This is a genomic window from Halobacillus sp. HZG1, from assembly GCF_035818575.1.
In the GTDB taxonomy this organism is placed as follows: domain Bacteria; phylum Bacillota; class Bacilli; order Bacillales; family Halobacillaceae; genus Halobacillus; species Halobacillus litoralis.
Map to the genome: position 1 here is coordinate 149,715 of NZ_JAYLVQ010000086.1, position 24,231 is coordinate 173,945.

At 43.1% G+C, this 24,231-nt stretch carries 21 protein-coding genes; 1 reads left to right on the forward strand and 20 read right to left on the reverse strand.

Annotation, left to right across the window (positions count from 1 at the left end; all coding sequences use genetic code 11):
• Positions 1-49: 49 nt before the first annotated feature.
• The 7 genes from glnA to miaA all read right to left on the reverse strand — a co-directional run bounded on the left by glnA (position 50) and on the right by miaA (position 6,849).
• Positions 50-1,381 (reverse strand): type I glutamate--ammonia ligase, encoded by a 1,332-nt coding sequence (glnA, locus tag VKA52_RS19875; RefSeq protein ID WP_089652331.1) that lies wholly within the window; start codon positions 1,379-1,381, stop codon positions 50-52.
• 24 nt (positions 1,382-1,405) lie between these two features.
• A complete protein-coding gene (locus tag VKA52_RS19880) occupies positions 1,406-1,810 on the reverse strand; it encodes a MerR family transcriptional regulator (RefSeq protein WP_089652332.1) in 405 nt (134 codons plus the stop codon).
• Positions 1,811-1,936: 126 nt separating this feature from the next.
• Positions 1,937-3,184: a methionine gamma-lyase family protein gene (locus tag VKA52_RS19885; protein ID WP_326316949.1), complete on the reverse strand. Its 1,248-nt coding sequence runs from the start codon at positions 3,182-3,184 to the stop codon at positions 1,937-1,939.
• Between the two features lie 50 nt (positions 3,185-3,234).
• Entirely contained in the window at positions 3,235-4,467 is a 1,233-nt protein-coding gene (gene hflX / locus VKA52_RS19890) for a GTPase HflX (protein WP_160913330.1), read from the reverse strand.
• 80 nt (positions 4,468-4,547) lie between these two features.
• Entirely contained in the window at positions 4,548-5,492 is a 945-nt protein-coding gene (locus VKA52_RS19895) for an AAA family ATPase (protein WP_160913328.1), read from the reverse strand.
• A gap of 157 nt (positions 5,493-5,649) precedes the next feature.
• Positions 5,650-5,874, reverse strand: coding sequence for an RNA chaperone Hfq (gene hfq / locus VKA52_RS19900; protein ID WP_089652336.1), 225 nt, complete (start codon positions 5,872-5,874; stop codon positions 5,650-5,652).
• A gap of 45 nt (positions 5,875-5,919) precedes the next feature.
• Positions 5,920-6,849 carry a tRNA (adenosine(37)-N6)-dimethylallyltransferase MiaA gene (gene miaA, locus VKA52_RS19905; RefSeq protein WP_160913327.1) on the reverse strand — a complete coding sequence of 310 codons (930 nt, stop codon included), beginning with the start codon at positions 6,847-6,849 and terminating at the stop codon, positions 5,920-5,922.
• Positions 6,850-7,034: 185 nt separating this feature from the next.
• Here miaA and VKA52_RS19910 point away from each other — a divergent pair, with 185 nt between their 5' ends.
• The gene (locus VKA52_RS19910) at positions 7,035-7,394 is read left to right on the forward strand and encodes a helix-turn-helix domain-containing protein (RefSeq protein WP_160913325.1); all 360 of its coding nucleotides are present in this window, start codon (positions 7,035-7,037) and stop codon (positions 7,392-7,394) included.
• A 108-nt stretch (positions 7,395-7,502) separates the two neighbouring features.
• On the opposite strand, the gene mutL is transcribed toward VKA52_RS19910, so the two are convergent.
• The 13 genes from mutL to pgsA form a co-directional block, all read right to left on the reverse strand.
• The gene (gene mutL / locus VKA52_RS19915; RefSeq protein WP_326316951.1) at positions 7,503-9,365 is read right to left on the reverse strand and encodes a DNA mismatch repair endonuclease MutL; all 1,863 of its coding nucleotides are present in this window, start codon (positions 9,363-9,365) and stop codon (positions 7,503-7,505) included.
• A gap of 13 nt (positions 9,366-9,378) precedes the next feature.
• The gene (gene mutS / locus VKA52_RS19920) at positions 9,379-11,961 is read right to left on the reverse strand and encodes a DNA mismatch repair protein MutS (RefSeq protein ID WP_326316952.1); all 2,583 of its coding nucleotides are present in this window, start codon (positions 11,959-11,961) and stop codon (positions 9,379-9,381) included.
• 183 nt (positions 11,962-12,144) lie between these two features.
• Positions 12,145-12,720, reverse strand: a complete 576-nt coding sequence (gene cotE / locus VKA52_RS19925) for an outer spore coat protein CotE (RefSeq protein WP_115823236.1) — start codon at positions 12,718-12,720, stop codon at positions 12,145-12,147.
• A 171-nt stretch (positions 12,721-12,891) separates the two neighbouring features.
• Complete coding sequence (locus tag VKA52_RS19930) at positions 12,892-13,317, reverse strand: RicAFT regulatory complex protein RicA family protein (RefSeq protein WP_160913319.1); 426 nt, start codon at positions 13,315-13,317, stop codon at positions 12,892-12,894.
• Entirely contained in the window at positions 13,318-14,889 is a 1,572-nt protein-coding gene (gene miaB / locus VKA52_RS19935; protein ID WP_160913317.1) for a tRNA (N6-isopentenyl adenosine(37)-C2)-methylthiotransferase MiaB, read from the reverse strand.
• 481 nt (positions 14,890-15,370) lie between these two features.
• Positions 15,371-16,546, reverse strand: coding sequence for a glycine C-acetyltransferase (locus VKA52_RS19940; RefSeq protein ID WP_326316954.1), 1,176 nt, complete (start codon positions 16,544-16,546; stop codon positions 15,371-15,373).
• An 18-nt stretch (positions 16,547-16,564) separates the two neighbouring features.
• Positions 16,565-17,605 (reverse strand): L-threonine 3-dehydrogenase, encoded by a 1,041-nt coding sequence (tdh, locus tag VKA52_RS19945; protein ID WP_326316956.1) that lies wholly within the window; start codon positions 17,603-17,605, stop codon positions 16,565-16,567.
• A gap of 418 nt (positions 17,606-18,023) precedes the next feature.
• Positions 18,024-18,284 (reverse strand): stage V sporulation protein S, encoded by a 261-nt coding sequence (locus tag VKA52_RS19950; protein WP_008640081.1) that lies wholly within the window; start codon positions 18,282-18,284, stop codon positions 18,024-18,026.
• A gap of 108 nt (positions 18,285-18,392) precedes the next feature.
• Positions 18,393-19,190, reverse strand: a complete 798-nt coding sequence (locus VKA52_RS19955; RefSeq protein WP_160913314.1) for a TIGR00282 family metallophosphoesterase — start codon at positions 19,188-19,190, stop codon at positions 18,393-18,395.
• Between the two features lie 87 nt (positions 19,191-19,277).
• Complete coding sequence (gene rny / locus VKA52_RS19960; protein ID WP_160913312.1) at positions 19,278-20,840, reverse strand: ribonuclease Y; 1,563 nt, start codon at positions 20,838-20,840, stop codon at positions 19,278-19,280.
• 345 nt (positions 20,841-21,185) lie between these two features.
• Entirely contained in the window at positions 21,186-22,229 is a 1,044-nt protein-coding gene (gene recA, locus VKA52_RS19965; protein ID WP_160913310.1) for a recombinase RecA, read from the reverse strand.
• A 166-nt stretch (positions 22,230-22,395) separates the two neighbouring features.
• The gene (locus VKA52_RS19970; RefSeq protein WP_160913308.1) at positions 22,396-23,634 is read right to left on the reverse strand and encodes a competence/damage-inducible protein A; all 1,239 of its coding nucleotides are present in this window, start codon (positions 23,632-23,634) and stop codon (positions 22,396-22,398) included.
• The gene (gene pgsA / locus VKA52_RS19975; protein ID WP_160913306.1) at positions 23,631-24,209 is read right to left on the reverse strand and encodes a CDP-diacylglycerol--glycerol-3-phosphate 3-phosphatidyltransferase; all 579 of its coding nucleotides are present in this window, start codon (positions 24,207-24,209) and stop codon (positions 23,631-23,633) included. The genes VKA52_RS19970 and pgsA overlap by 4 nt, the downstream gene beginning before the upstream one ends.
• Positions 24,210-24,231 lie beyond the last annotated feature (22 nt).

Consider the following 24,231-nt stretch of genomic DNA (forward strand, 5'->3'; position numbering starts at 1 on the left):
TTGAACACAGAAAAACCCTTGAAGTAAACTACTTCAAGGGTTTTATCATTTAATATGTCTGTAGATATTGTTCGCGTTCCCACGGATGGACCTGTGTGCGGAACATATCCCATTCGATTTCCTTCGCTTCAATGAAGTGTTCAAACAGGTGCTCGCCGAGAGCTTCTACCATGATTGGATCTTGATGCAGCTCTTCCAATGCATCATATAGAGTAGCTGGGAGATCTTTCACTCCGTGTGCTTCCCGTTCTTTTTTATCCATCACGTAAATGTTTCGATCGACAGGAGCAGGTGCTTCCAGTTTATTTTCCACACCATCAAGTCCAGCAGCAAGAAGGACCGCCATCGCCATGTATGGGTTCGCTGAAGGATCCACACTGCGGACTTCGATTCTTGTGCTCAACCCACGGGATGTCGGTACGCGTACAAGTGGACTACGGTTTTGACCGGACCATGCAACATAACATGGAGCCTCATAGCCTGGTACAAGACGCTTGTAAGAGTTGACGGTAGGATTTGTCACGGCTGTGAAGTTCGTTGCATGCTTGATGATGCCTGCTGTGAACTGGTAAGCGACTTCTGACAATTGTTCCTTCCCTTTCTCATCGAAGAAAGCATTGCCCTTTTCATTGAAAAGAGACATGTTCGCGTGCATACCCGACCCATTTACGCCGAACAATGGTTTAGGCATGAATGTTGCATGCAAACCATGTTGACGTGCAATGGTTTTTACGACGAGTTTGAATGTTTGGATATCATCACAGTGCTTGACGGCATCTGCATATTTGAAATCAATTTCGTGCTGACCTGGAGCTACCTCGTGGTGCGAGGCTTCGATTTCAAAGCCCATTTCCTCAAGCTCAAGGACAATATCACGACGGCAGTTTTCACCAAGGTCGGTCGGTGCCAAGTCGAAATAGCCACCTTTATCATTCAACTCCATCGTCGGTTCGCCTTTTTCATCTAATTTAAATAGGAAAAATTCAGGTTCTGTACCAATGTTGAAAGCAGAAAAGCCGAGTTTCTCCATTTTTTTGATGTTACGCTTCAGATTGTAGCGCGGGCATCCTTCAAAAGGAGTTTGGTCTGGGTTGTAGATGTCACAGATGAATCGTGCGACCTTCCCTTTTTCTGAAGTCCAAGGGAAAACGACGAACGTATCCAGGTCTGGAACCAAATACATGTCAGACTCCTCGATACGAACGAATCCTTCAATAGAGGACCCGTCAAACATCATCATGCCATCAATAGCTTTATCCAACTGGCTTAGTGGGATTTCCACGTTTTTTATCGTACCAAGCATATCCGTAAACTGAAGGCGGATAAACTTGACGTTTTCCTCATCGATTTTTTTGTAGATTTCTTCTTTTGTTAAACCCATTGAATTTCTCCTCTCAACACAAAATTAATGGAAGAACCTCGACATTTCTCCCTGCCTGATTGCTAATTTACCTTGTCTTCCCGCTGTGAATAGTTCTCGTTGCAGCATACGACGAAGTTCTTTTTCGGTAAGTTCATTGTGTACTTCCTTCACTTGATCCTCATCATATACCTCATTATCTGGCTGATCATTCAGCTTCAGAACTTTCTTGATTCCGGCCATGTTCACACCTTGATCGATCAGGTCTTTTATTTCGAGAAGACGATCGACGTCATTGAATGAAAACATGCGACGGTTACCTTCTGAACGGGCCGGCTGTACCAGCTCGTGCTGTTCGTAGTACCGGATCTGCCGTGCAGTAAGGTCTGTCAAGGATTGAACAATCCCCATCGGGAATAACGGCATGGAACGACGAATTTCATCACTCATCGATGTGCCACCTCCCCATAAGAATGATACTTTAATTATACGTCACGAAAGGGATATGTCAACATATGTGAGGAATGTTCACACAATTTATCGCTGTTTTTTGAAAGGGTTACCATCCCCGTAGCTTCAGGCTTTGACCATACCCTCTTCGATTAATTGTTCCACTGCTTGTACGACAGCGATCTTAACATGGGCATAGGTCAATCCACCTTGGACGAAAGCAGTGTAAGGGGGGCGGATGGGACCATCAGCGGTCAATTCGAGGCTTGCGCCCTGAATGAAAGTCCCAGCAGCCATAATGACTTCGTCCTCGTATCCCGGCATGGCGCTCGGTTCGGGTTTGAAATGGGAATTCACTGGAGATGCCTGCTGTATGGATTGGCAGAATCTGATCATTTGTTCAGCCGTTTTGAAGTTGACGGATTGAATTAAATCCGTTCGTTTTTTATCATAAGCAGGATTCGTGTCGAAACCATATTCACTTAAATATTTAGAAGTGAAAATAGCTCCTTTCAAAGCTTCCCCTACGACATGTGGGGCTAGAAAGATGCCCTGATACATCTCCTGAAGGCTATTTAAACTCGGTCCTGTTTCCTTCCCTAACCCAGGAGCAGTCAAGCGGTAGCTGCATTTTTCAATTAAGGATTTGCTCCCTGCAATGTAACCACCGACCCTGGCAATTCCACCTCCCGGGTTTTTAATTAACGAACCAGCAATTAGATCAGCGCCAACTTCAAGTGGTTCCTTCATTTCTACAAACTCACCATAACAATTGTCAACAAAAATAATTACATCTTCTTTGATCTCACGGACGAACTGTATGATCGACTGTAATTCGTCAATGAGAAATGATGGACGATCCTCGTACCCTTTGGATCGTTGGATGGCTACTACCTTCGTTTTTTCACGCATAGCTTCCCGGATTCTATCATGGGAAAAAGACCCGTTTTCTTCTAAAGGAACCGTTTGGTAACTGATACCAAAATCACGTAAAGAACCTGTATCCTTATTTCCTCCAGAACCAATGACTTCTCTCAGGGTGTCATAGGGCTCTCCTGATATGTAAAGCAGTTCATCTCCAGGTCGCAGGACACCAAACAAGGCAGTCGTAATCGCATGCGTTCCGGAGATGAGCTGAGGTCTGACAAGGGCATCTTCCGCTTCAAATATTTCTGCATACAATGCTTCAAGGGTGTCCCGCCCAAAGTCATCATATCCATACCCCGTCGTCGGATTAAAGTGAGAATCGCTGACCCTCAGTTTATGGAAGGCCTTCAAAACCTTTTGCTGATTGTGCTCGACAATCTCTTCCACGTGATCATGTTGAGGCTTAATTTCTTTTGTTACGCGTTGCTTCAATTCTTGAATATTCATGATGAGTCCTCTTCCTATTTTGCAGAATTTCGTTGATTCAACGTTTTCATTTATAATATTTGGTGTTTCAATGGGTGCTCTGGATGGATGAAACCATGAAGAGCGTACCCCTCTTTTTCTTCAAAGAAATGAATGCTTGTAATCATGCTGTAAGCCTTGAATTGCTGGAGCCGTTTCCCGTCAGAAGCTGGTACGAAAACGTCATACTCGTCCCACTCTTCCTTTAGTACCTCTTCTATTTTATGAAGAACCCTTTTACGATCAATCGGATCATGTACACTCACCGTCAGCGAAGGGAAAGAGTGGGGAATGAAATCCTCCTTAAGGAGATCTTTCTTATTGTAAACGGTCAGAACCGGCAGCTGACCAGCCCCAAGGTCCTCCAATAACTTCAATACAGTCTTTTCCTGCTGCATATGATCAGGGTGTGAAGCATCAACCATATGAACAATAAAGTCAGCTTCTGTCACTTCTTCTAACGTAGACCGGAAGGCTGCAATAAGCGTCGTTGGCAGGTCCTGAATAAATCCTACCGTATCGGAGAGAAGCGCCAAAAAGCCAGAAGGAAGGCTCATCTGTCTTGTCAAAGGATCGAGTGTAGCAAACAATAAATCCTCTTCAAAAGACTGGCTGTCCGTTACTCTGTTGAAGAACGTCGATTTACCAGCATTCGTATAACCGACGATCGCTACTTGAAAGGCACGGTTTTCTTTTCTGCGTTTTCGATACTGCTCACGTTGTTTGACAACCGTATCCAGCCGCTTCTTAATATCATCAATTCTTCTTTGGATATGCCGGCGGTCGGTTTCCAGTTTGGTTTCACCCGGACCACGCGTACCAATTCCTCCACCTAAGCGGGATAAGGCCGTCCCTTGACCGGAAAGCCGTGGAAGCAAATACTGCAGTTGGGCAAGTTCCACCTGCAATTTCCCTTCCTTTGTACGTGCCCGTCCTGCAAAAATGTCCAGGATCAGCTGACTTCTGTCGATGACGCGAACTCCGATTCTGTCCGATATATTTCTAAGCTGACCTGGTGATAACTCATCATTGAATATCACCAATTCAGCTTCAGATTCCTCTGCTGCTTCTTTTATTTCTTCCAGTTTTCCCTCACCTAAATATGTAGCCGGGTGAACCCGGTCACGCTTCTGAGTTATAATTTTGCATACTTCTCCATTAGCGGTCTCAGTAAGTGATTGAAGCTCCTCCAAAGAAGACTGAAACCGTTCTTCTTGCTCGAATGGTTCTCTCCTGGCAACCAACACGACCATTTCTTTTTCCATCTGTCTCTTCACCTACTCTTCCATCTGCCTGTATCTTTTTCATCATAACAGAAAATCGTTTCCTATGAATGTACGAGTGTTTAGAACACGTCTGTTTCTTTTAATGGAACATCAAAATCTTCTGCTTGAAGGGTCATCAGTGCTTTTTTCTTCGGGTTTGCTGTGCTGATTACTCTCCAGGCATGCTTTCGAATGGCTTCTTCAATGAGGTTCCTTACATAGCGGGCATTCGAAAAATTTTCCTCACGTCTTGAGTACATGTATGCGAGATGCTGAAAAAGTTTCCGTTCCGCTTCTTTTGTTAAACAATATTCCCTTTCTTCAATCATTCCAAAAGCAATCTGTGTAAGTTCTCTAGCCGAATAATCCTTGAATGAAAGCTGGATGGGAAACCTGGAAGCGAGCCCTGGATTTAAGGTCAGAAAATCTTCCATCTCCTCAGGATACCCCGCAAGAATAATAATGCATTCATTATGATGATCTTCCATGCATTTCACTAACGTATCAATCGCTTCTTTTCCGAAATCCTTTTCTCCACCTCTCGCTAATGAATAGGCTTCATCAATAAAAAGGACGCCCCCCAATGCTTTATGAATAAGATCCTTCGTTTTTTGAGCCGTATGACCAATATATTCTCCTACAAGGTCGCTCCTATCCGCTTCAATAAATTGACCTTTCTCAAGCACCCCTACATCGCGGAATAATGCAGCAACCATCCGCGCGATGGTCGTTTTACCCGTACCGGGGTTTCCGTGAAAGACCATATGCAGAACTTGTGCATTCGACTTCAATCCTGCTTCTTCTCTCTTCTTTGAAACGAGCACCTGGGCATAGATTTCTTTGACCCTGGTCTTTAGATCCTCCATTCCGATGATGGAAGAAAAAAATTCCTCAATTTTCAAAAAAGGAGACCCTGTCTGTTTGAGGGCAGCTGCTTTCCGATCAGGAATCGCTTTTTCTTTAGATTCATTTAACACAATATTTATCGTGCTGCTCGTTCTCGCTGTTTTCGCTTGGGGTTGCACATCAATCCCTCCTCATTCTTCTTCATCATACGCGGAGGTGAGGTTCCCTGTGACAAACGCCCAAAAGATGAACGCACAACACCATTTCCTTTATCCATGAAAGAAGCGGAGGCCTTTTTAAGGCCTCCGCTTCTTTCGGTTTCATCAACCATTCACACTATTCTTTATCCAATGAAACATTTTTTACAGGAGCAAATGTTGAAATGGCATGTTTAAAGATTAATTGCTGTTTTCCTTCTGTCTCCAGCAAGACAGTGAAATTGTCGAAGGCTTTGACGATGCCTCTCAATTGAAATCCATTGAGCAGAAAGACAGTCACCTGCATGCGTTCTTTCCTTAATTGATTCAAATAATTGTCCTGGATATTAACCGATTGGGCCATGGATCTTCCTCCTCTTTTCTATCTGTAATAATACGATTCTACGCATTAGTCTATCTTTCCTGCTAAATCGCCTAAAATTGTTTCAAATTTCTCCTTATAGTTTGAAGGAGATACTTCATACCATTGGATTTCCATCTTGTTCTTGAAGTACGTGTACTGACGCTTCGCATAACGTCTTGAATTGCGTTTCAGCAACTCCACTGCTTCCTCCAGGGTACATGAACCTTCAAAGTAAGGAATCAATTCCTTATAACCGATGGCCTGCATCGATTGAACGTCCTGCAATCCCTGTTCATACAGATGCTTTACCTCTTTTACCAAACCTTGTTGAATCATCTGATCGACCCTTTTATTGATACGTTCGTACAATAACTCACGGTCCATCTCCAGTCCAATTAAGATCGGGTTAAAAGGAGATTCATTCTGCTGCTGTTGGTGGCGGTCACTCATTATCCGTCCTGTCGTTTCATAAACTTCTAGTGCCCGCAGCACCCGCCTTTCATTATTCGGGTGAATTTTTTCTGCTTGTTCGGGATCAATTTCAACAAGGCGTTTGTACATATAATCTCTGCCATTTTCTTTCCGCTCTTTTTCAAGCTTCTCCATGATGGCAGGGTTCTTTTTTTGTTCAGAAAAGTGGAAATCAAAAAGTGTTGCTTGTATGTATAAGCCTGTCCCCCCTACCAAAACCGGCAGCTTCCCCCGCTCATGGATTTCTCTGATTAAGGTCTGCACATTCTCCTGGAATTCAGCAACTGAAAACTTCTCATCAGGGTTTTTAAAATCAATCATATGATGCGGAATACCCTGCATCTCCTCTTTAGTTACCTTCGCTGTTCCAATATCCATCGTCCGATAAATCTGCATGGAATCGCCACTGATCACTTCGCCGTCAAAGCGCTGAGCGATCTGGATCCCTAAATTTGATTTTCCGACTGCTGTAGGACCGACCACTGAGATCACCAATGGTTTCATACGCCCACCTCCTTCACACGTCTCTATTATACATGAATGGCTCTACAATCATACCTCAGGCAGTAAACTAACGCAATCCGTTACCAGTACTAACGGTTTCCGTTACAAATATTCAAAATATTCGTTAGTCGTACTATCGCATTTCGTTAGTCTGTGTTATAGTATAGAAAAGGAGGCGTCTTAAAGTGGTTCATGAAAGAATTCGTTCACTTAGAAAAGAAAGACGTTTAACACAATCGATGTTAGCTGAAAAAGTCGGTGTGTCCCCACAAGTCGTGTCGAATTGGGAACGGAGTTACACTTCTCCTGATCTTGATGATCTCACGAAGATTGCTCACGCTCTCCATACCACCGCAGATTATCTCCTCGGTTTAAGTGATGAGCAAGAGGATGAAATGCGGGAAATTAAACAGCTCCTGGAAACGAAAGGTTACTCAAAACCAGTATTTTTCGACAAGAAAGCATGGTTCGGAATTCAGCCGGAGGACATCAAACAGATCGATAACTATTTTCGCTTTCTCCTCCAGCAGAAGAACATCTCCTGATTCCCTACTCTGTCATTCGTACTTATATATAAATTAAATATAAAAATATTATGTAAACAAAACAGCAAACAAAAAAAGAGAGACTCCCACTTTGGAGTCTCTCTTTTATTACATCACACGCTTGAACATTTTTTCCATTTCATACTCCGAAAAGAATACAATGATCGGCCGTCCATGCGGACAGGTGAAAGGGTCGGTCGACTTTCTCAAGTCTTCCAGAAGTTGAAACATATCCGTGTGGTTCAAATAGTGATTCGCTTTGATCGATCGTTTACACGACATAAGAATCGCCGCTTCTTCTCTTAGTTTAAGAATATCAATCCGGTCTTCCTCCATCAGCTGCTGAATCATTTCATCAATGACTTCCTCTTCAAACCCTTTAGGGAACCATTGAGGGTGACTGCGCACGATATAGGTCGTGTCTCCGAATGGTTCAAAAAACAAACCTACTTTTTCCAGTTCGTCTTTGTACTCTTCCATTCTTAAAGATTCAGCCTTGGACAATTCAAAGGTCATCGGTACAAGCAGTTCCTGTACTTCATGATTCACTTCCGACAGTTTGTCTCTGAAGAATTCATATTTTATCCTTTCTTGAGCCGCATGTTGATCGACAATATACATGCCTTCTTCATTTTGGGCAAGGATGTATGTTCCATGCAGCTGACCTATCGGGTGCATGGTCGGGACTCTTTTCTGTTCATCAGAAGGTTCTTTCGGTTCGAATTTATCTTCAATCTGTACACGTTCCTCTATCACAGAGTCTTCCGAATCGAATGCAGGGACCATCTCTTTGATTAACTCATTCTGATTTTTTTGAAAACCATCCTCTGTGGGGAGTCCCTTCTCACTTTTCACTAAATGGTCCACTGTGGATTCCCGCTCGCGATGCGCATCCTCCTCCCTCGTATGATAGAGGTCGAAGGATTCCTGGGTGTTTTTCTCTTTGGCAGGCTTTGATTGTGGCTGGGCCACATCAGGAATAAGAGTTTGTTTACGAAAGGCCTGACGAACGGTCTCTTCCAGCAAATCATACAATTCCTTTTCCTTACTAAAACGCACTTCCATTTTAGACGGGTGAACGTTGACATCGACAAGAATTGGATCCATGTCTATATTTAATACGACAATCGGGCTTTTACCGATCGGAAGCAGAGTATGATAGCCTTGTAAAACCGCTTTATTTAAGGGAATGCTTCGGATGAAGCGCCCGTTGATGATCGTTGACATATAATTTCTTGAAGCACGGTAAACTTCGGGCTTTGCAATATAACCATCAACTTTAAAGTCCGCCGTTTCCATCTCTATCGGAATCATTTTCTTTGCGACATTCATTCCGTAAATGTTCGCAATAACTTGGAGAAGATCTCCGCGTCCATTCGTCTTGAAAATCTGCTTTTCATTGTGCATGCACAGGAACTGGACTTCCGGATGGGCTAAGGCCAAACGATTTAATACATCTGTCACATGACCGAGCTCTGTGTGGATGGTTTTCATATACTTCAACCGGGCCGGCGTATTGAAAAACAATTCCTCAACCGTAATGTCTGTTCCTTTTCTTGCATCACTTTTCCCTCTGGAGACGAGATGTCCTCCCTCTAAATTCATTTTCGTTCCAGCACTTACCCCCGTAGAGGTCTGAATACTCAATCGGCTCACTGCAGCGATACTTGCAAGTGCTTCTCCGCGAAAGCCAAGGGAACGGACATGGAAAAGGTCGTTTTCATCAAGAATTTTACTCGTTGCATGGCGATGAAAAGCGATTTCGCAGTCCTCTTCCTCCATTCCCGCACCATCATCAGTGATTCGGATTCGCTGCAATCCAGCCTCCATTAAATCGATCTTCACCCATGTGGCACCTGCATCAATACTGTTCTCGACCAGTTCTTTGACAACAGAGGCTGGGCGTTCAACAACTTCTCCGGCCGCTATTTTGTTGGCTAGGTGGTCTGGCATCAGTCGTATCCGCGCCATCTCTGGTCCTCCTTTATGATTTCAAATGTTTTTGCAATTGGTACAATTCATTCATGGCGTCCATCGGAGTCATTTCCATCAAGTCTAATGACTGTAGACGCTTCTCTATATGAGAAGGACCCGGCTTAGCTTCCCTCTTTTTCTCCACCTTCGATTCTTCTACAAACAAGCTTAATTGTTCCTCTTCTTCGGTGGAGACAGGGCCTTCTTTTTTGCCGGTCCCATTTTCAAGCTGATCCAGAAGTGCAGTCGCTCTGTTGATTAATGGATCAGGCAAATGAGCAAGTTTCGCTACATGAATACCGTAACTTTCATCCGCAGGCCCCTCTTTGATCTGGTGAAGGAAGACAACATTACCTTCATACTCTTCGGCACGGACGTGAACGTTTTTTAAACGCTCCAGCTGTTCTTCCAATGAAGTCAACTCATGATAGTGGGTGGAAAATAGCGTTTTGGCATTGATCTCCCCATGAATATATTCGACAATCGCCTGAGCCAGTGCCATGCCATCATACGTACTTGTCCCTCTACCGATTTCATCGAGAAGGATCAGGCTGTTTTCCGTCGCATTCGTCAATGCATGATTTGCCTCCAGCATTTCGACCATAAATGTACTATGACCAGAAACAAGATCATCAGCCGCACCAATTCTTGTGAAAATTTGGTCGAAAACTGGTAAACTCGCAGACTGGCAAGGTACAAATGAACCCATCTGTCCAAGAATGGCCGTCAAGGCAAGCTGGCGCATGTACGTACTCTTACCGGACATGTTCGGCCCTGTAATCAGTAATACATCCGTCTCTTCATTCATGTAAATATCATTCGGAACGAACGTTCCTTCCTGCATAACTTTCTCCACTACAGGGTGACGCCCTTGACGGATGTCCACCACACGTTGTTCACGATACTCCGGTCGTACATACTGGTAGGATTCTGCAACTTGAGCAAAACCCTGCAGCACATCCACGCGGCTGATTTGGTCTGCCAGCTGCTGAAGTCTTTTAACATACGCTTTCACTTTTTCACGAACCTCGAGGAAAAGTTCATACTCAAGCTCTACACTTTTCTCCTGGGCTTCGAGAATCATCGTTTCTCTTTCTTTCAGCTCTGGGGTAATGAAACGTTCCGCATTGGTAAGGGTCTGCTTCCGTTCATATCTACCTTCAGGCAAATGCCTCAAGTTCGCTTTTGTGACTTCGATATAATAGCCGAACACACGATTATAGCCAACTTTCAAAGACTTGATTCCTGTTTCCGTTCGCTCTCTTTGTTCTAACTCTGCGATCCACTGCTTTCCGTTCTTGGAAGCATATCTATAGTCATCCAGCTGTTCATGAAAACCGTCCCTGATCAAGCCTCCCTCTTTTACAGAGATCGGAGGGTCATCCGCGATGCTTTCCTGAAGAAGATCCTTTAATTCTTGGAGTGGATCGACCGTGTCATATAACTTTTCTATGGAAGAGTGGTCAAATTTTGAGAGCGTCGTTAAGATGTCCGGAATATGATTTAAGGAATTTTTCAACTGAATCATATCTCTGGCATTCACATTCCCAAACGCTACCCTTCCAGCTAAACGTTCCAGGTCGTAAACATTCGATAGTTCCTCTCTCAGCGTCTCCCGCTCAAAGAATTGATCAAGAAATCCCTCGACCTGATTATGCCTCTCCGCAATGGCATCCGCTGACAACAACGGACGCTCCATCCATTTTTTAAGCATACGCGCGCCCATAGAAGTGACGGTTTTGTCGATAACAGAAAGAAGGCTTCCTGCTTTTCCTTTCTTTCTAAGGGTTTCCAATAATTCTAAGTTTCTTTTGGAGTACATATCAAGGGTCATGTATTGTTTCAGCTCGATCACTTTCACAGGCTGAAGGTGATCGAGTGACCTTTTTTGGGTATGCTGAATATAATTAAGAAGCCTTCCGAAGCCAACTAATAGCTTCTCCTGATGGACTCCCTCAACAAGAGGTTGGAATTCAGGAGCTATCTCAGTATTGTCCTGATGTGAAACCGTATAATCTAAACGGTCCATCAACATCTGCTTATGCTCGACATCAAAATCATTGGATACCACCACTTCTTTGACCGGCCGGCTGTACAATTCGCTCATCGCCGCGTCAAAACCACCTGGAATAAGGGCCACACTGTTTTCTCCAGTCGTAAGATCGTTGTAACTGACGACGTAAGAGCCATCTTCAAATACGCTCAGTGAGGCAAGGTAGTTGTTTTCTTTTTCATCGAGCATACTGCCTTCCATGACCGTACCCGGTGTGATCAATTGAACGACTTCCCGTTTCACGACCCCTTTCGTCGTTTTCGGATCCTCGACCTGCTCACAAATAGCCACCTTGTACCCTTTTTCAATCAACTGCTTTATGTAATTGTCCGCAGAGTGATAAGGAACTCCACACATAGGGATCCTCCCGTTTGAACCTCCATCCCTGCTGGTCAACGTAATTTCAAGTTCCTGAGATGCTTTCGTTGCATCTTCAAAAAACAATTCATAAAAATCGCCTAACCGGAAAAACAGAAAGGCATCTTTTTGGTCTGCTTTAATTTTTAAATACTGCTGCATCATGGGTGTGTATTGTGCCATAAGGTTAAACCTCCAAAACGTGCATAAGATTCTCCACCCATTATAGCATACGAGGCAAATAATCTTACACGAAACGACATGACTTTCTTATAGGGGAGCTGAATTCCGGTAGTCTATTTTATTTTCAGAACCATGTAGATCAGGCAAAAAAAATTCCTCGCTGAGTCAGCAAGGAATTTTTCATTAATCGTGACTATCGTGATCTTTGTCAGAAGAAGATGGAAGGAAGTCCGTTTCAATGGCTGAAAAATCATCGGATGACAGATCATAATCGTAATCATCATCATGTCCGCATCCATGTGGATCCACTTTCACACACAATTTCGTCTCACCTATGACATCTACAACAAACTCTCTCTCTACTTCCACTACAATCTTTTGGCCGTTTCCTGAGATATTTGCCTCTAAACAATTCGGTTGCTGTACGACCTTAGCAATTACCTCAAAGTCATCATGTACACAATTATCATCTTTCACAGCCAACTTGACGTGATCACAATAGCTGACACGTTCTGTAACGACTTCTGTTTTTGTATTGTCGTTGTACGAATACCAGACGTTCACATCGTAACTGCCAGAGATTTCAACGTGATCTCCTTTCTTCTTGGCATTGTAGATGTGATTGATGACCCAACAACCTAGGATACTTGTCGGACGGTGCGAAGGGCTGATGGTGTGTGTGGATTCTGTAAACTTTTTACCTTTAGCGATTACAGCTTTTGTGATGATCTCTCTGTAATCTCGTTCAAAAAAAGACATAGGGTTTCACTCCTCCTTATTCTACCACCCATCCTATGTTTGGGTTGGGCGAATGGTGACTAGCGGGAAAATGGCCTAAGGACGTGTTTAATTCATTCTATGCACTAGCCCATAAAATTGTACGAAAAAAATCCGCCAGAGGGGGAAAACCCTCTGACGGAAGTGTATGCATCACCGGCTGCAACCATGACTCGATTTATTTGAACCTGTTTCTCCTTGCAGGAGATCCCCGCCTGTTGAACGGATGACTTCATTGGTAACTTCCCGAGAAATCGTGTTTGAAACCATTTGAAGAATATCATTAATAATGGTTTGAGAATCTTTAAATTCTGCAACGACCGGAATCTCATCAAGCTCATCTTGAAGTCGATCAATTTCTTTTTCAATCTTCTGTAGAGCCTCTGTTTTACCATAGGCTTGAAAGTTTACTGCCTGTTTTTGCAAAGCTTTGATTTTCTTAATATGAGATTGAACTTTTTGATTGTCATTTAATTTCGCTTCCAGTTGTTTGAAACGATCGATTTCTTCGATATCTGCCATCATTTTCGCTAATTTTTTTGCTTCTTCTACGACTTCCTGTCTTGTATAATGTGCCATTCATTTCACCTCTGCGTTGATTTCTACTAACTCTCCATCAAGGGACCACGTTTTCGCTTTGGTCACTCTTACGGGTACAATTTGTCCGATTGTAGATTCAGGTGCACGGAAATTAACCAGCTTGTTCCGCTTTGTATACCCAGCTAACACATCTGGATTATTCTTACTTTCTCCCTCTACAAGGACATCTACAATTTCACCTTCGTATGCTTTCATGGCGTCTGCGGACTGCTGGTTGACGATTTTATTTAATCGCTGCAAACGATCCTTTTTCTCTTCCATTGAAACGTTATCTTTCATCTTAGCTGCAGGAGTGTTCTCCCGTGGAGAATAGATAAATGTATAAGCTGCTTCAAAACCGACTTCTTCCACTAAGGATAATGTATCCTGAAACTGTTCTTCCGTTTCATTCGGAAAACCAACGATGATATCTGTCGTAAGTGTTGCATCCGGCATCGCCACACGAATTTTACGAACAAGTTCAAGATACTCTTCCCGCGAGTATTTCCGGCCCATGATCTTCAAAACATCACTATTCCCCGACTGGACCGGTAGATGGATATGATCAAGCATATTCCCACCTTTGGCAAGTACTTCAATTAAACGATCATCAAAGTCTCTAGGGTGAGATGTTGTAAAACGAACCCGTGGAATATCTATACTCCGAAGTTCATCCATCAAGTCCCCGAGCCCATAGGACATGTCTAAATCTTTTCCATAAGCATTGACATTTTGCCCAAGGAGGGTGATTTCCTTGTACCCTTGAGCCGCCAGGTGTCTCACTTCCTGAATAATGTCCTGTGGCAGACGGCTTCTTTCTTTCCCTCTTGTATATGGAACAATACAATAGGTGCAGAATTTGTCACAGCCATACATGATATTCACCCAGGCCTTGATTTTTCCTTTTCGAGATCTTGGAAGGTTCTCGATAATGTCTCCTTCTTTCGACCACACATCGATCACCATTTCTTTCCCGAACATCGCTTCTTTTACAAGCTGCGGGATTCTATGAATATTGTGTGTACCAAAAATAAGGTCGATAAATGGATGTTTTTTAAGAATTCGGTTTACGACTGACTCTTCCTGTGACATACACCCGCAGATGCCGATGATCAAATTCGGGTTTTCCATTTTCAAAGGCTTCAAATGTCCGATTTCACCGAACACTTTATTTTCTGCATTCTCACGAATGGCACAGGTATTCAATAGGATTATGTCCGCTTCTTTTGTATCTTTCGTGGGTTCATAACCCATTTCTTCAAAAATACCTGCCATAACTTCCGTATCATGTTCGTTCATCTGGCATCCGTATGTACGGATCAAATATTTTTTACCCCTGCCTGCTTGATCCATATCTTCAGGAATTTCAAAATCATAGTGCACGTCCGTTTCCTTACGTTTCCTGCGCTGTGCATCCCTCATGTTCGGAGGTTGGTATGTTGTTTCAAAGTATTTGACAAAATCTTCACTTGTTTTTTGTTTCAATCGATTCAGGTTATCTTGTTCTGCTTTATCATCCGCCTTGGAAGGCTGACGAATTTGTGACATTTCCTTGCGTTGCTGTTCGTTCATAATGATCTCCTTTCAAGCCGAACCTTCTAACTGTACCATTATATCAAGTTTTACAGGATAAATTAAGCGTAAACATAAATTCCACCTTTTTTCATCAGTTTTCCAATCATTTCATTCAACAATTGGGCAGAATTCTTGAAGACTCAGTTTCGAGTCTTTTCGGGTTTCATTGCCGGGGGTGTGCGTCAGGGATGGCTGGGAAGCTTATCCACCCAATGTATGAGTGAAACGAACCCCTCTACCAATTCGGAGGATCTCCACTATCCAAATGTTAGAGGTGTACTGCGCTACGGATCAAGCTTTTACGTATTTTAGAGGTATTCTAATAATCCCCTTCCCTCAACCATACATGCTGTCTTTTGAACCAGATCAAAATCTCGCGACTGATTATTCAAGAAAAGGAAGTGTTCGTTTAATAGAGGGGGTACTGTTTATAAAAAAAGAAGCCAGCTATGCGACTCCATAGCTGGCTTCTTTATTATTACAAGATTCCTAATTTCTTACCGACTTTTTCGAAGGCATCGAGAGCTTCTTGAAGTTCTTCTTTGGAATGTTCTGCTGTAACAATTGTACGCACGCGTCCTTTTCCACGCTGGACCGTAGGGAAGACGATTCCTTGTGCGAATACTCCTTCTGCGAACAATTCATCAGAGAATTTGTGAGTAAGAGCATCGTCCCCCACCATTACTGGAGTTACTGGCGTTTCACTGATGCCCGTATCAAACCCTAGAGCGTTCAAACCATCTTTGAAGAATTTTGTATTGTCCCAAAGTTTTTCGATCAGTTCCGGCTCCTCCAACAATACATCAATCGCTGCATCATTCGCTGCCGTAACTGCTGGCGGGTGGGATGTACTGAACAAGAATGGACGACCTTTGTGTATTAAGTAATCTCTAAGGGTTTTTGTACTTGCCACATACCCGCCAAGTACTCCAATGGCTTTACTTAATGTACCTACTTGGATATGGACCCTGCCATCAAGATTGAAGTGGTTGACCGTACCGCGCCCATTATCACCTAGAACTCCACTAGCATGTGCATCATCCACCATAACAAGAGCATCATACTTTTCAGCAAGCTCTACGATTTTTGGTAGCGGTGCGATATTGCCATCCATGGAAAAGACACCATCAGTAACGACTAAACGTGTACGATAGTCGCCGCTTTCTTTCAACGCCGACTCTAGCGACTCCATGTCCACATGCTTATAAATTTTACGGTCCGCTTTTGTTAAACGAATTCCATCAATGATTGAAGCGTGATTTAACTCATCAGAAATGACTACATCTTCTTTACCTAGAATAGAAGACAAGACACCCTGGTTTGTTGTGAAGCCGGACTGAAATACTAAAGCAGCTTCTGTATGCTTGAATTTCGCTAATTTTTCTTCAAAATCTTCATGCATTTTCAAAGTACCTGCGATCGTACGAACTGAACCTGTTCCTACTCCGTATTCTTCATTAGCTTTTTCAGCTGCTTCTTTCATCCTCGGGTGAGAGGTCAGTCCCAGATAGTTATTAGAAGAAAGTTGAATTACTTCTTTTCCTTTGATTGTCACTTTGGAACCTTGTGCAGATTCGAGAGGAATCAACGTACGGAATGTTCCTTCTTCCTGCATTTCATTTAGTTCTTTTTGCAAATATTCAAAGCCTTTCATAAAATATCCTCCTTACAATTATGGGTGTAAAACTACTTTTCCACATTGACCCTGATTCATCAAGTCAAAGCCCTTCTCGAACTCTTCAAGCTTCATATGGTGAGTAATCAGTGGAGCAACATCCACCTGTTTAGACTGAAGAAGTCGGGAAACCTGCTGCCACGTTTCGTACATTTTCCTCCCAGTAATCCCTTGAACCTCAACACCTTTGAATACGATATCATTCGTAACATCAAGGCTGACTCTCTTTGTAGGTAGGCTTAGAATGGAAACGCGGCCTCCATTCGTAATCATCTTAAATCCTTGATCCATCGCTACGGGATGGCCACTCATTTCACAAACCACGTCTACCCCATGACCATCCGTTAACTCTCTTGCTTTTTTTACAGGATCTATTTCACCAGAATGAATCACGGTTGTCGCTCCCATTTTCTCAGCAAGTTCAAGGCGGTACGGATTCAAATCAAAAGCAAGCACTTGAGATGCTCCAGCTGCCTTGGCAACGCCTACAGCCATCAACCCAATGGGACCACATCCGATGATAGCTACTGATTTTCCTGCTACATCGCCATTTAAAACCGTATGTACAGCATTCCCCATCGGCTCTTGAATGGAAGCGATGTCTGTTGGCATATCTTCCGGATTTTTCCAAAGGTTGTCGGCGGGAAGAGCTACATATTCAGCAAAACAACCTTGGGTATCCACACCAATAATTTTAGTGTTTTCACAAATGTGGAATTTACCCGTCAAACACTGAGGACAGTGGCCACAAATAAGGTGAGTCTCTGCACTAACATAGTCACCAGTTTGGAAATTATGAACCTTACTTCCTACTTCCACAATCTCCCCTGAGAATTCATGACCGAAAACATATGGGGGTTTAACGCGGCTTTCAGACCACTCATCCCAATTATATATATGGACATCCGTCCCACAAATCGATGTTGCTTTCACACGAATTAATACTTCATCATCACGGATCTCAGGAATAGCAACTTCTTGCATTTGCGCTCCCGGACCTCGGTGATGCTTAACGATCGCTTTCATCGTTCCATTCACAGTGAACACTCCTAACCTAAGTAAATCATTATTAAACCTCTTATAAAAACAATAGTAACATGTATTGCGTAAAACGCAAATCTACCTGTCCACTGTATAAATACAAACGCTTATATTCTACAAACTTTCTAGCAGCCTCTAGCAACTATCCATATTTATAACATTAAGTACTATTCTTTAGTATCTGATTTGGTATCTTTAAGCGCGGACGGGCCATAGTCTGCAAACTCAGAACCACCGTTGTTTCTTAAGCAGATCATCTTCACAGCTTTCTATTACATCATAATAAAAAAAGACGTACTCAATTGTGAGTACGTCTTCTGCTCCATTCTATTTTTCTTTCATTCACAACGACAAGCTATCCGCTAGCAAATATCGTAAGTACACGAAACTGATAAAAAAGCCGGAACTTATAAGTTCATCGAGGTTCGACGATCAACTTAATCGCTGTCCGTTCCTCCTCGTCGATCATGATATCTGTAAATGCCGGAATACAAATCAAGTCCATGCCACTTGGGGCGACAAACCCGCGGGCGATGGCAACGGCTTTAACTGCTTGATTCAATGCTCCTGCTCCGATCGCTTGAATTTCGGCCGTCCCGCGCTCTCTTACTACGTTGGCCAAGGCTCCTGCTACTGAATTAGGTACGGATTTGGCTGATACTTTTAAGACTTCCATTACTAGCTCCTCCTTCAATCACTATAGTTGTTCCATAACTACTATATTCTTGGAGATGTAGGATATTACCTTTTCATTATGAATGAATTTGTCGCAAAATTCAAATAATCACTCAAAGAATGGATGGTCATCATTAATTAAAATACGCTGCACTTTCGTAGACTTTCCTGTCTTATCATCTACATCCACCAAGAAGGCACTCAGTTGTGCTCTTCCCTTTTTTGGAACTTCAAAACGTACAGGTAAGTTTGTAAGAAAACGCTTCAAAACGGCTTCACGTTCCATTCCTAAAATTCCGTCATATGGCCCTGTCATACCTACGTCAGTAATATAGCCCGTACCTCCCGGCAGAATTCTTTCATCTGCGGTCTGTATATGGGTGTGTGTCCCAACGTTTACACTCACTCTGCCATCTACATACCAGCCCATCGCCTGCTTTTCACTTGTTGCTTCCGCATGAAAATCCAGAAAAATAATAGATGTTCGTTTTTTAGCTTCTTCGATCAGCTCATCAATTTTCCTAAATGGATCATCATTCGGAGACAAAAACGTACGTCCTTGTAAGTTAATAACGGCGACCTCACCCTTAGGGGTTTTGACAAAAGTAATACCTTTTCCTGGCGTGCCTTCAGGGTAATTGGCTGGCCGGACGAGATATTGTGCGTCGTCAATAAATTCAAAGATCTCCTTTTTATCCCATGCATGGTTCCCGAGTGTTACGGCCTGAGCACCTTTTTCAAGGAACCGACGGTAAATCTTTTCGGTAATACCTTTTCCGGAAGCTGCATTTTCCCCGTTCACAATCGTCACAGCAGGCTGATATTTCTGCTTGAGTTTCGGTAAGTATTCATCAACCATTTCACGTCCTGGTGAACCTACGACATCACCTATGAATAAAATTCTCATTTAACAAAAACCTTCCTTCCACAATCGTTTCTTTATTGTCCCCGTAAAAACAGAAATGAAGCGACCCAGAAGGCCGCTTCATTCATTTTATTTCGCATACTCCACAGAACGTGTTTCACGAATAACGGTAACTTTAATATGACCTGGATAATCGAGTTCTCCCTCGATTCGATTTCGAATATCTCGTGCTAATCTTGTTGCTTCAAGATCATCAATTTCATCAGGACGAACCATGATGCGAACTTCGCGTCCAGCTTGGATCGCGAAAGATTTCTCTACGCCATCGTAAGACTCTGAAATCTCTTCCAGTTTTTCAAGACGTTTGATGTAATTCTCTAAGGTTTCACTTCTGGCTCCAGGACGTGCCGCGGAAAGAGCATCGGCAGCAGCCACAAGTACAGAAATGATTGAAGTCGGCTCTTCATCACCATGGTGGGATGCCACAGCATTGATAACCGTTTCATTCTCTTTGTACTTCATCGCCAGTTCTTTACCGATTTCCACGTGGCTTCCTTCAACTTCATGGTCAATAGCTTTACCAATATCATGAAGCAGACCTGCGCGACGTGCCAGGGTTTCATCTTCTCCAAGTTCGGCAGCTAACAAACCAGAAAGGTAGGCGACTTCCATTGAGTGTTTCAAGACGTTTTGTCCGTAACTGGTACGGTACTTCAGACGTCCTAAAATCTTAATCAGATCTGGATGGAGACCATGAACACCTACTTCGAATGTCGTTTGTTCACCAACTTCTCTGATGTAATCATCAACTTCTCGTCTAGACTTGTCCACCATCTCTTCAATACGAGCCGGGTGAATTCGTCCATCCTGCACCAACTTCTCAAGGGCCATTCTTGCTGTTTCTCGTCGAATTGGATCAAACCCTGAAAGGATGACGGCCTCTGGAGTATCGTCAATAATCAAGTCAATGCCTGTTAATGTCTCTAAAGTACGAATGTTCCGGCCTTCACGGCCGATGATACGGCCTTTCATTTCGTCATTAGGGAGATTGACCACGGAAACGGTCGTTTCAGCTACATGATCCGCTGCACAACGCTGAAGGGCAAGAGAAAGAATGCTTTTCGCTTTCTTATCCGCTTCTTCCTTCGCGCGGTTTTCCGCTTCCTTAATCATAAGCGCTGACTCATGCGATACCTCTTGTTCGACGCGTTCTAAAATCATCTGCTTCGCCTGGTCTGATGTTAAGCTTGAAATACGTTCAAGCTCTGTTTGTTGTTCTTGAAGCATAGCTTTCACTTTGCTTTCCATTTCTTCAATTTGTTGTTGTCTCTCGGCAAGAGTCCCTTCTTTCTTTTCGAGTGAAAGATCACGTTGGTCAAGCGTTCCACTCTTACGATCAAGATTCTCTTCTTTCTGAGTTAAACGATTTTCAGTTTTCTGCAGGTCCATGCGGCGCTCACGAATTTCGTTCTCCGCTTCCTGGCGAAATTTCTGGTTCTCTTCTTTCGCTTCAAGAAGAGCTTCCTTCTTGGCTGATTCAGCATTGCGATGACCTTCTTCCACAATCTGTTTCGCAAGGTCCTCAGCACTGGAAATTTTCGCCTCCGCAATCGATTTCCGAATAAGATAACCAACAACAGAACCGATGATAAGGGCAAGCAAAATGAAGATGAGCGAGGATATTATATCCATAATTTCACCTCCTCTTGCTATGAACTTGGTCCGTTTGTCGGCAATTACAAACGTTTCATTTTCAGTTTCATTTGTTTAAGATAAGGGTATAAAGATGAAAATGATACACATTCATTTTATGCTTGACTATACGGAATGTCAAGGAAACGCCCTATGTATCTGCTAACATATTCAAATATTTAAAAATGTCAGTCTATTCATTTCGCATTTTCAGACCTAATTTCTTTAAAAATGATGTGAAACAAGCCTAAAAATAGTTTTTTTATTTGGATTTGGAAAAACCTATACCTATGAAAAAATCGAGTATGAAACAGTGGTTTCATACTCGATTTTTCTTCTAAACAGTTAGACGTCCAGCGTTTCCTGACTTTCTTTGTTGTTGGCATCTCCAGCTTCTTCATCTGCTTCCATGCCGTAATGGTCTCGAATCAGTTTTTTCACTTCTTCATAGACTTCTACATTTTCTTTCAGGAATTGCTTGGCATTCTCACGGCCCTGACCGAGTCTATCATCTTTATACGAATACCAGGAACCACTCTTCTGGATGAGATCAAGGTCTGTTCCGATATCAAGAAGTTCTCCTTCTCGGGAAATTCCTTCTCCGTACATAATATCCACTTCCGCCTGTCTGAAAGGAGGGGCTACTTTGTTTTTGACCACTTTCAAACGGGTTTTGTTTCCGACCATTTCGTTTCCTTGTTTCAAAGTCTCCGCACGACGGACTTCCAGACGAACAGAAGAATAGAACTTCAAGGCACGTCCACCAGGGGTTGTTTCTGGGTTACCGAACATTACTCCCACTTTTTCACGAATTTGGTTAATAAAGATGGCCGTCGTTTTCGATTTGTTGATAGCTCCGGAAAGCTTACGAAGCGCCTGAGACATCAAACGGGCCTGCAAACCGACGTGGGCGTCACCCATTTCCCCTTCAATCTCAGCTTTTGGTACAAGTGCTGCTACAGAGTCGATGACAACCATATCTACTGCACCACTACGGACTAGGGCCTCTGCAATTTCAAGCGCCTGCTCTCCCGTATCCGGTTGAGATAGTAGAAGCTCTTCAATATCTACGCCCAACGCTCTTGCATAGACAGGGTCTAAGGCATGCTCCGCATCGATGAAGGCCGCCTGGCCGCCTTTTCTTTGAGCTTCAGCAATCGCGTGAAGCGCGACTGTTGTTTTACCAGAGGATTCTGGTCCATAAATTTCTACAATTCTACCTCGCGGGTATCCTCCTACTCCAAGTGCCACATCAAGAGCAAGGGATCCACTTGGGACCGTGTTCACTCTCTGCTCAGCACTTTCACCAAGCTTCATAATGGAGCCTTTTCCGAATTGTTTTTCTATTTGACGCAATGCCATATCTAACGCTTGTTTACGATCGCTCATTATATACCGCCTTTCAATATTTCTAACCCTATCATAACTTGTTTTGGATCGTTTGCCAACTAAAAAGCGAATAAATGTTCCCTTTTTTTATAAAGAAGAAAAGGTGCAATTTTTTTATTTCTCCTACGTGAAATTATCAAAACTGCACCTTTTTATCAATGAAAAATCATTTTTTCAATCTTAGGAAAATCATTTCGTACGCCTTTTTCACAGCTCTCACTCTCACTTGTTCCCGTCCACCGTCGAAATGAAATTTATGAACTTCAGGTTTCCTCTCCCCTATTTGAAGACCGATGAAGACAGTGCCTGGTTCATGTCCTTCACTGGCATCCGGACCTGCAACACCCGTGAAACTGACCACCACATCTACATCTAAGTTCGCTTGGGCATTCAAAGCCATCATTTCCGCACATTCATGACTGATGGTTCCATATTTCTTTATGAGGAATTTGGGAACCTGAAGTATTCTTTCTTTCATCTCAGGAGTATAGACGGTATAGCCACCCTGACAGACGGATGAAGCACCAGGAAGTGCGATCAGACGTTCCAAGAACCTCCCACCGGTAAAGCTTTCTGCCGATCCGATTTTGAGACTCTTTTCTTTAAGAAGATCTCTAACCTTCTCTTCAATGGTAATCGCATCACTGCCGTAATAATATTTGCCGACATGGGTTAGAATTTCAGTTTTAAGCGAAAGGATTTTTTCCTTCGCCTGCTCAGTGGATTCCCCTGTCGCCGTCAGCCTTAGACCCACTTCTCCCTCAGATGCAAGCGGGGCAATGGTTGGATTGGTTTGAGATTTAATGAAAGACTGAAGCTTCGTTTCTAAATCCGATTCACCGATCCCGATAAAACGCATCATTTCTGACACGATTTGGGATTCAATATGGTAATTATTCTGTAAGTAAGGAATGATATACTCATCCATTATATACTTCATTTCTCTAGGGACACCTGGCAGGAAGACCCACACGGTATCCTCATGCTTTACCAGTTGACCAGGAGCCATCCCCTCTAAATTTTGAAAGACGGAAGCACTCTCAAACACACGCGCCTGTTTACGATTGTTCTCTGACATAAACTTTTGATTTCGTTGATAATAGCTCTTGATCTTCTCCATAGAATCTTCATGTTCGACCAATTCCTGATCAAAAACGAGTTGAGCGGCATCCAGTGTCAAGTCATCTTCGGTAGGGCCGAGCCCGCCTGTGACAATAACAAGATCAGCCCTTTTTTCCGCCAATGCGAAAGAATCAGTTACCCTCTTCAGGTTATCTCCAACAACAGTGTGATGATAAACGGAATGCCCAAGTGTCGCAAGCCGGCTTGAGATCCACTGAGCATTTGTATTCGCAATTTGACCTAATAGTAATTCTGTACCGACGCCTATTATTTCTGCTCTCATTTAGAATCCCTCATTACATGCCAATTTTTTTTGAAGTAATCGTAACCAGAGTACACGGTAATTATTAAAGCCAAGTATAGCGCGATCATTCCCAGAGGGAACCCGATGAAAGCGAAAGGCCAATTATGCAGGAGCAGAAGGGAAATAGCGATGATTTGGATCCATGTCTTCAGTTTTCCCATTTGGCTTGCTGCAAGGACACTGCCCTCTCCTGCGGCTACCAGACGAAGCCCCGTCACTGCGAACTCACGACTGATAATCAATATGACGATCCAGGCGGGTGCAAGACCGATCTCAACTAGTAAGATGAGGGCTGCACTGACTAAAAGCTTGTCAGCTAAAGGATCTAGAAACTTTCCTAAGTTAGTGACAAGGTTATACTTCCTTGCAATATACCCGTCAATCCAGTCAGTTGTAGAAGCTATAATAAATAGCAAAGCACCTGCTAAGTGGGCGACGGGTAACTCACGCCCTTCCATTTGGAAGGTACCCCAGTCAAATGGAACACTCATAAGGATGATAAAAATTGGAATAAGGAAAATTCTTGATAATGTAATTTTGTTTGGTAAATTCATACGTTCACTCTCCTAACAGTCA